The organism is Arsenicibacter sp. R0_47 (assembly GCF_057652235.1).
The window spans coordinates 417,423-427,562 of record NZ_JBYFCJ010000002.1 but is presented as its reverse complement, the minus strand read 5'-3'; the positions used below and the strand labels follow the sequence as shown (position 1 = coordinate 427,562).

General features: G+C 56.2%; 2 protein-coding genes. Both read right to left on the bottom strand.

Annotated elements, in window-relative coordinates:
• Window positions 1-9,317, bottom strand: a 9,317-nt coding sequence (locus AC23NW_RS05080; protein ID WP_487448109.1) for a choice-of-anchor Q domain-containing protein, incomplete at its 3' end; no start/stop codon positions are given.
• A 381-nt stretch (window positions 9,318-9,698) separates the two neighbouring features.
• Window positions 9,699-10,127 (bottom strand): energy transducer TonB family protein, encoded by a 429-nt coding sequence (locus AC23NW_RS05075; RefSeq protein ID WP_487448107.1) that lies wholly within the window; start codon window positions 10,125-10,127, stop codon window positions 9,699-9,701.
• Between the last annotated feature and the right edge of the window lie 13 nt (window positions 10,128-10,140).

Sequence of the window (10,140 nt, the reverse complement as noted above, 5' to 3'; positions counted from 1 at the left end):
TTAGCCCCTGTGACTACCACCGAATAGGTCCCGGCACTCGTCACCGTCAGCAGGTTGCTGCTTCCACTCTGGCCGGTGCTGAACGAATAGTTCGTCAAGCCTGACGTGGCTGTGAGCGTCAGCGATGTTTGGGCGCAGGTGAGTGTGCCGCCTCCGCTCGCCGTCAGCATTGGGGTTGGATTGGCACCAATCGTAGCCGTACCACTGGCCGTTGTTGAGCAGCTGCCAATAGTGCAGGTAGCCGTATAGGTGCCGGCAACAGTGGTGGAGTAGGTATTACCAATACTACCTCCCGGCCAGTTGACGGTACCACCTGTGCAACCGCTGGCGGTGAAGACAACCGGGTTTCCGGCACAAACCGAACCCGATGCCGTAATGCCGAAGCCCGACAGCGCCGTGTTACTTTCCACCACAACAATGTTGCTTGCCACCGTACAACCACCAGGCGTCGTAGCCGTAACGGCGTAGGCCCCGGCACTGGTAACCAGCAGCGTGGACGATGTTGCCCCGGTTGACCAGCGGAGGGCTGTTTCAGATGAGGTGGCCGTCAGGGTCAGGCTGGGTTGAGCGCAGGTAAGGGTAGCCGAGAGCGGTGCGATGCTTGCCGTAGGTAACGCATTGACCGAAACACTTACCGTGGTGGTGGTGCTACAGGACGTCCCGAAACTCACCGTGACCGTAAACGTTTTTACGCCGGACGTGGTGGCTGTGGCCGAAATGGACGATGTGGTAGCTGGCATGCCGAGGGTAACACCCGCCGGAGCCAGCCAGCTAAACGTAGCCGTGCTTCCGCCGTTTACGCTCAGACTGACCGCGTTACCCACACAAACGGCCGTTTCGCTCGCCGTTGCCGAGGCCACGAAAGCATCGCTGCCCGCGCCACTGGCACAGAAGGCCGATAAACTGGCCGCACTACCCAAACCAGGCAGACCGGCATTACCCTGAAAGTCTTTCAGCGATACACTGCACAAGGTTGTCAGACTGGTCGGGTAGCAGCCACTGAGTTGATTATTACGTAAATACAGTTGGGTAAGGGCCGTAAGGGAACCGAGTCCGGCCGGAATACTCCCTGTCAGCGTATTGTCGTTCAGATACAATTCCTGTAAAGCGGAAAGCGAACCGATACCCGTTGGGATGCTTCCGGTTAAGGTGTTCGAATTCAGATACAGCCTTTGCAGGTTCGTCATCGAACCGATACCCGTTGGGATGGGGCCGCTGAGCGTGTTGTTGTTGAGATAAAGAAGCGTCAGATTCAGAGCAGTCAGGCTGGCCGGAATGTTGCCCGTCAGCGCGTTATTGTCCAGAGAAAGCCGTTGCATGTTGGTTAAACCGCTGATACTGGTCGGGATAGTACCGGCAAGGCCATTGTTAGTCAGCCCGACAATCACCACGCGATTACCCTGACAAACCAGCCCATACCAGGGGTTACCCCCGTTACCCATGCAGGGCGCGCAGTTCTGTAACCAGCCTGTTTTATTGGTCCAGCCCGGTCCATTAGTGCTGTTGTAAAGATCAACCAAAGCGGCATAGTCGGGGTGGGCCGAAACGGTGAGCGGGGCAGTGGCAGTAGCTGAGTTGCCACTTTGTGCTATCGTCAGGGTAAAGTCCTGTACGCCCGCGCAATCGGCAGTCCAGGTTTGGCTGAATGCTGCCCCCGTTTTGGTTCCGGTCGTTGTGGCCGCTCCGTCAGTGAGGGTAAACGAATACGCCCCTGATACATTGCCTACGGTGGCCGTAAACGTGACCGGGTTCCCGGACGTAGCGGTTCCCGGCGAAGCCGCAAGGCCGGTAATAGCTGGATTCAGCATGGTATTGACCAGATCAAACTGCACCGAAGCCGGTGTGGTGCCGTTGGCCAAGGCCGTTACGGCATATGGCCCGCCCGCCGTGGCATTGGCCGTAGCATTTACGGAGGCCATGCCGCTGCTGATGTTGGCCGTCGTACTCGATAAAGTAGCACCCGCGCCCGATGTCGGAGCCGAAAAGCTTACCACACCCCCGTTTACTGGTTCGCCATTGCTGCTGCTGACCGATACCCGCAATGGACTAGCAAAGGCTGTCCCGACGTTGGCAGACTGGTTGTTGCCCGACGAAATGGCCAGCGCAAATCCTTGTGACTCGAACGCCCCTGCATCGGGTGCGCCGACCCGCGCCAGCCCCCGTGCATCGGTCGCGAGGGTGCTGGAAACCCCCGCGTTGATGGCCGTACTGCCGGGCAGTAACGGTATAACGGGAATGCACGCCCCCGCAACAGTTGTCAGCGAACCAAGTCTCAGCCCTGACGCACCGACGTTGTTGCGGTCGGATGCCAGCAGGGTTAGGTTGCTGGTTATGTTGCTGGCGAAGACGTTGCCGCCCAGCGAGCTAAAGGTAGCGGTATTGGAGCCGTTGAATGTATTCAGGACTGCTGTGCTGAATGCGGCTATAAACACATTATTTTGCAGCGTTACCGATGTGTTTGCTCCGCTGGCATTGGCATAGATAAGGGACACGCCCCGAAGAGCAAAAGTATTGTGTTCCAAGGTTACTGACATCGGAATAGACAATGCGGCTCCCAGAAAAATTGCCTGGCTGGATGAAAAAGTGCCTCCCCCGCCAAAAGTGCAGTTGCGAACTAACCCCGTCCTTACATTTAAATTGAGCAGGGAAGAATTTGTGAAACCCGGGTTGGTAGTATGCCGGAAACTCGTTCGTTCAATACGGACAGCCTGCCCCACGTTTTCGATGGATAATGCTGAGCCTGCATCAGCAATATTGTCATCAAAAAAACTATCATCTATCTCCACCGACCGATTGGCTAAGATTGCTCCGCCACCAATTGCCTGATTATTTCTGAACACACATTGCCCAATGCTCAATGCATAGCCATTAGCCAGAATAGCTCCTCCCACCGAACCCCCTGCGGTCAGTTTTCCGTTCAGAAAGCTCACATCTGCCATTACCAGCGTTTTGTTAGTGCCCAATAAATTCAGCAATCGAAACTCGCCTGCCCCCAGATCGCGGGCAATGGTGCTGCCGCCTACACCCGTGGCCGGGCAGAGCGTGCTGCCCCCCACGATGCTGCCGCTGAATGTAATATCGGGCAGCGCCGACGTTAGCGCGATGGTCTGGTTGGCAGGGAGTGTGATCAGAAACGGCCCGCAGGCAGTTACTGAGTTAGCCGTGGTAATGGCTTCGCGCAGTGTGCCGGGGCCACTGTCTGCCGTGCTGGTCACCGTGATGATATTGCTGATCACCGCGCCTGTTGCGGTAGCGGTATTGCTACATCCGGCTGCATTCGTGGCAACAACGCTAAAACTGTATGTCCCCTCGCTTAAGCCGGAAACCGGGGCCGTTCGCAAGGCTCCGCTGCTGATGAGGCCACCCGGCCCCGTAAAGGTATAACTGCTTAATCCGCCCGTAGCGGTGAGCGTCACCGGCTGTCCGGCACAGGCGTTGCCGGCGGTCAGGGTCAGAGATGGGACAACGGTATTGCTGCCAACCGTGGTGGTGGTGGTACTAATACAGCCATTGCTATCCCCTACCGTCACCGAATACGCACCGGGGCTGCTTACCGTCCGGGTTGTACTCGCTCCCGGCGTGCCAAGGGTGCCACCTGCATTAGCAAACGTATAGGAGACTCCGCCCGACGCCGTCAGCGTTACGCTCGTTTGCGCACAGGTCAGTGGCCCGTTATTGAGTAGTCCGGCGGCAGGCGGCGGATTCACCGTCAGGCTAAAGGCCGTGCTGGTGACGCTGTTACAACTTCCTGTTACTACCACCGAATAGGTGCCCGCGCTGGCGGATGTCACGTTGCTGAGCGTGAGGCTGGCAGTTGTGGCCGAGGTTATGCCTGTCAGAGCCGTCCCATCGCGGTACCATTGGTAGCTGAACGGCCCCGTGCCCGATACACTGACACTGGCAGTAACTGTTGCTCCTACACATACGCCTGAACCCGTAGCGGGCTGCGTGGTGAAGGCCGTTTGTGCACTAATGCTTCCCGTAAATTCATATGCCCCCATGTCTACCGTGGTGCCGAAAATACGGTTTGCCCCGGCGATATCGGTGCTAATCCCACTCAGACCCGGAGCCGCGTTGTTGCCCGCGTTAATGGCCGGAGCACAGGAGCTCAGTTCGGTGCTGGTGGTGCTGGCAAACGGCGAGATGATGGTTGTCAGGCTATTGGTGGCCGTATAGGTGGCCGGATCAATGGCGGCATCGAACAGGCTGTAAGTGGCCGTTATGCTTGCATTGCTGTTAAAAAAAGCGTTGCTGCTGCCATTGCCAAACAACACACAATTGGTGAGTGTAAGGTTGCTGGTGCCAACGGTGGCCGCATTGTAAAAAAGGTCACCGGCATTAGTAGCCTGATTCCCCTGAAAACTGACATTCGTGAACGTTGGATTACAGACTCCGTTAGATGCATTGTTGTACATAACGGTACCAAACAGGCCCGACTGATTCTGAAAGCTAACGTTGACAAAGACAGGACTACAGTTACCGCCCGCACCAGCGTTGGAAACAGCCGCACCGAAAGTAGCCGTGTTACCCCGGAAAAGAACCCGCGTAAAGGACGATGCGTTGCTACCGCCAGTCTGCCCACTGTTTTCAACGGCCCCACCCCGTATGGTTGCTGAGTTGCCTTCAAACAGACAGTTGACAATCACCGGACTGCTGGTGGTACTACCGTCGCCCCGGTTAAACATCGCTCCCCCATAAGTAGCCTGATTATCCGTAAAGACACAATTCCGGATCGTTGGACTACTGCCATCATTCAGGATCGCTCCTCCCTGATCTCTCAGTTGACCAATATCCGTGGCACTTCCGCGCGTGACCACAAACCCATCCAGAATAGCGGTATTGGTCAACCCAGGTAAATTCTGGATAACGTGATAACTTCGGCGTCCGGAGCCTATATTGCCCGACAGTGTACTGCTGGAGGGTTGTCCCATAAGTGGATTCACCCCTGGACGGTTACTGAGGGCCGTCTCGTCACCCACAAATCCCCCGTAAATGGCGACGTTATCGTCCATCCGGAAAGTTGCCTCACGTTCATTACCTGTAGTAGGTCTGTAGGTGCCACGCGCAACCCAAACCTGCCCCCCGCTACAACTGCTGGCTGCCCCGATGGCTTCCTGCAAGGCTGTTCCAGGATAAGCGTTTGTCCAGCTCGTACCGTTTTGCAAACCGGCTCCGGATTCGGTTACGTAGACAATGGTGCGGCAGACATTGGTTAAGGAAAACTGTGCAGATATCGTTCCTCCTCTTGTCAGTGCCGTAACGGAATAGGCTCCTGAACCGGTGCTGGCAAGAGCCGTAACCTGCGCCGTAAGGCCGCTGGTTATGGTAACGTTCGACCCCGAAAGGCTCGCGCTGGGTAAGGTGACCGGGGCCTGGAAAGTTACCACACCCCCAATTACAGGCTCGCTTGCGTCATTGCCCGCTACCATCACTCGCAACGGATTGGCAAAAGCGGCTCCCAACAGAGCTGTCTGATTATTGCCACTGCTGACATTTACCGTAAAACCCCGCGACTCAAACGCGCCGATATCGGGTAGGCTCACCCGGCTAATACCCCGTTGGTCCTGCGTGGGTACGCCCGAAGCCGAACCCGCATTGAGGGCAACGCTCCCCGGCAAGAGGGCATGCGTGGGGGTGGCCCCGCCGTAATTGGCTAAGCCCGTCAGCAGGTAGTTACTCGCCGAAATATTGGTGAGGTTTCCGGTTATCGTGCCGCCGAGGGTGGCCCCGCCCGCCGTGTTTCCAATTAGGTTATGGCCGAGGTCGGAGTCAAAGCCACTCACGAGATCAGGCCCGGTACCCAGCGAGGTGTTACCCACAATCAGGCAGTTGTTAATGGTAACCACATTAGCTGCATTACCGCCGTAAATAGCTCCTCCTTCGGCACCGGTTGGGTTCCCAATAGCCAGATTCCGGGTGAAAGTACTGTGGTTAATTGTCAGGCTTCCCACCGCGGCTTCGATGGCTCCGCCCGCGCGGGCCACGTTGCCACTGAACGTGCAGTTTTCGATCAGGCCGGGGGCGCTGCCCCCTTTGTGCAGGGCACCGCTATTGCTCGTAGCCGTGTTGGAGGCGAAGGTACTGTTGGTGATGGTGAACGAACCGCTGTTCTGCGCAACAGCCCCGCCGAAGTTGGTCGATGTATTGTTGTAGAAATAGCAATAGGCCAACTGTAGCTCGCCCCCGCCGAGCGTAATAACCCCGCCGTTGCTGGTGGAACGGGCATTCGTGAAACTCAGATACCGGGCCTCAAACTGAGCCGACGGCGGTATGCTCAGCAGGCTGAAGTCGCTGGACAAACCGCCTCCCCGCAGTACCACGGATGTAGCGCTTGTGGTCGGTCCCAGCACCAGCACATCTTTAGTGGGTGCCGGGATTGTGCTGGTCAGGTTGACGGTACCCGATGTAGCAAAGGTAACTGTAAACTGGTTAGGGCAACCCGTGATGGCTCCGATGTCGGCCAATACCTGCCGCAGCGACCCCGCCCCGCTGTTGTTGAGATTAGCCGTGTACGAATACACGCACGGAAGCACATTGGACAGGGCAAAATTAACCGAAGCAGGGGTGGTTCCTGCGGCCGAGGCTACTACATTATAGGGGCCTCCAGCCGTAGTGTTGGCCGTTGCATTCACGGCGGCCGTACCGCTGCTGCTCAGCGTGGCTGTAGCACTGCTCAGGGTAGCACTCGCTCCGCTCGCCGGGGCTACGAAGCTCACTACGCCCCCGGTAACGGGTTCCCCGCCGGCACTGCTCACGGATACACTCAGCGGATTAGTGAACGCCGTGCCCGGGCTGGTCGTTTGGTTGTTGCCGCTTAGTATGGTCAGCGCAAACCCCTGCGACTCAAACGCGCCGATGTCGGGCGTACCGACCCGGTTGTTGCCTCGCTGGTCCTGCGCGGGTGCCACCAAAGCCGACCCCGCATTAATCGCAACGCTCCCCGGCAACAGTGCATGGGTGGGTACGGCGCCGCCGTAATTAGCCAAACCGGCCAATAAATACCGACTTGCTGACCCGTCGATAATGTTACCTGTGGTGATGCTGCCAAGCCCGGCCCCGGATGTATTCCCAATAATATTATAGCCCACCTGCGATGAAAAACCACTCACCAGGTCGGGGCTGGTCCCTATTGATGTGTTACCCGCGATAAGGCAGTTATTGATAACGACAGGGGTGGTGCCGCTGCCATAAATAGCCCCGCCCTGGGCAGCACCCGAAGCGCCAACGGCCCGGTTCAGGGTGAAGGTACTGTTATTGATGGTCAAACTCCCGACAGCGGCTTCGATGGCCCCCCCTGCCCGCGCCACGTTTCCACTGAACGTGCAGTTTTCAATCAGGCCGGGGTCGGTAATGCCTTTATGAAGGGCCCCGCTATTGCTGGTAGCCGTATTGTTCGCAAAGGTTGTGTTGGTAATGGTAAACGAGCCTCCGCCATGATACATGCCTCCTCCGAGGCCAGTGGCCGTATTGCCGTAGAGGTAGCAATTGTCGAGGTACAGGTTACCCCCATCCTGCGAAATGGCTCCTCCATTCTGGCCACCACCCGCCCGTGCATTGGTAAAACTCAGGTAACGAACGGTTACCGTAGACGAAGCCGGCACCGTCAGAAGACGATAATTGCTGGACGGTCCACCACCCCGGAGTACCACATCCGTACTGGTTGTCGAATAACCCAGCAAGAGTATATTTTTATTCGGTGCCGTTAGCCCATTACCAAAGTTGACCGTTCCCGACACGCCGAACGTGATGGTAAACTGACCGGTACACGTACTGGCCCCAATATCGGTGAAGACCTGCCGGAGCGACCCCGGGCCCGTATAGGCCAGACTGGTAACGGTGTAACTCATCGGGCTATTGGCAACGGTACCGGTGGCGGTAGTCGTACAAGTGCCAATGGTACAGGTGGCGGTGTAGGTACCAGCAACGCTGGTGGAATAGGTATTGCCGGTTATCGCCCCGGGCCAGGCTACCGTGCCACCCGTGCAACCGCTGGCGGTGAGTGTAGCCATACTGCCCATACAGACAGCAGCGGAACTGGCTACGGTGAAGGTAACCGAAGCCGCGTTTGAACTCTCATACGCCCCGGCATCGCGTGCAGCTCCGATCTGTGCTGTCCCCAGCGCATCGGTGGTTAGTGTGCTGCTCACGGCCGCATCAATGGCCTGACTAAAACAACCCAGTGGGATAACGGGGATACACTCGCCCGCAACGGTGGTCAGCGAACCAAGACCCAGCCCCGCCGTACCGACGTTGTCGCGGTCGGATGCCAGCAGGGTGAGGTTAGCCGTAATGTCATTGGCAAATACATTACCACCCAGTGAAGTAAAAGTAGTTGACCCGGTTCCAGCCCCTTCCGTATTCAGAACGTTAGCTCCCCCCGAAGCTAGATTAAAGGCGTTGTTCTGCAGTAAAATGGTAATGTTATCGTCAGTATACTGTCCGTTAATATGCTTGCTGGTTGGTGACCCAAAGGTGGAGTGTTGAACCGTAAACGAGCGAGGGCCACTGAAAGTCAGTACTTCCGAAACGGAACCCGTTCCACCAAATGTACAGTTCTGGAGAAGTGCCCCGTTACCCGAATTGATCCGCACAACCGAGAATTCGGCACTGATTGTTCGGAACATAGTTCGCTCAATACTAACCGAAAAATCGGTGTTATTCGAATTTATAAATAAGGCGCTAGCTCCTAATACCGCCCTGTTTCCATCGAAATAGCAGTCGGCTATACGGGCACTACGTTGCAGCGTATTTACGGCAATAGCCCCCCCGGCAGATGCCCGATTACCACTAAAAACACACCGATTAATCGATACGTTATTTCCCGTGCCAGGAAATTGAACCTGAATAGCCCCGCCGTTATTATTAGTTGTTGTCAGAAGCCCATTCAGAAAACGAATATCGGTCACTAACCACGTTCTATTGGTTCCGGCTAGATTTAGCAGTCTAAACTCACCCGCCCCTGGATCGCGGGCAATGGTACTGCCGCCTACACTCGTGGCGGGGCAGAGCGTACTTCCCCCCGCAATCGTACCGCTAAACGTGATGTCGGGCAGGGCGGATGTAAGTGTAATCGTCTGATTGGCGGGGAGGGTAATCAGGTAGGTGAGGGCCGTGTTGCCGTTGGCCGTGGTGATGGCCTCGCGCAGAGTGCCGGGGCCACTATCGTCGGTACTGGTGACAGCAATGGTGGTTTGCCCGTAGCCCGGCAAAGCCAGTCCGCAAAAAAACAGAATGAGTAAAGGAATTAGTATTCGTATACCACAAAACTGTTTGTTTTGAGAGGCAACAGGCCTCAATGTTGAGAAAAAATCGCGCATAAATTTCTAAAGGTTAGTCGGCCGGCACGGCAAAAGTCCCGTTGATCAGTGGGTACCCTGATGCATACAGGATGCATCCGTTTTACCTGACAGCGGTTACTATCCTGCCACCACAAAGATCACTAAGCGCTTCCCGCCGGATTGTCATTTTTCAGACAAATCCTGTTGATTTCCGGACAAACCTTAACTTTATTATAACTTTACGCAGTATTAATATACTTATTACAATAAAAACAGAAACCATTTTTTTGTCAGTGCCCTGACGCTAGCGGTAAAAAAAAATATTCCGGATGAGGCCTTTTTTTGAAAAATCCGTAGGTAAATTGATTCGATCCGTAGGTGAAAATGCATTGTATTTCGGACTGGTCCGTGCCACTTGCCCTACGGCCGGAAAACCACCGGAAAGTCCATTTTACGGGCAGAAGCCTCCTCCGTCCGCGCGGGTGGTTGTCGTTGCAGAATTTTTTCGGCCGCGGCTAAAACGGCCGCATCCAGCAGCCGCCCTGCTGATTTGGTGATACGCACAGCCGCGACGTAGCCGTCACTGCGCTGGTAGACGCGGATCAATACCGTGCCTTCGTGCCCCAGCTGTAAGGCCGGTTCGGGGTATCTGACTTCGCGCAGCAGCGCGTTGCGGAACGACAGCAGCGGATCATAATGGCCCCCAGCCGGTCCCACCGGCTCAGCGGTGGCAACACTGGCTACCACCTCTCCGGTAGCATCGGATTCAGGCGAAACGGACGACTGGGCAAATGCCGGGTAACCCGCAAAGGACAGCAGGCAGGCAAGCAGGAAATAATGACTTTTCATAATGGTCAGCTGG

Excerpts from the sequence above, each read along its gene's own strand:
- AC23NW_RS05075 (WP_487448107.1), bottom strand. The coding sequence starts at position 10,127 with ATGAAAAGTCATTATTTCCTGCTTGCCTGCCTGCTGTCCTTTGCGGGT.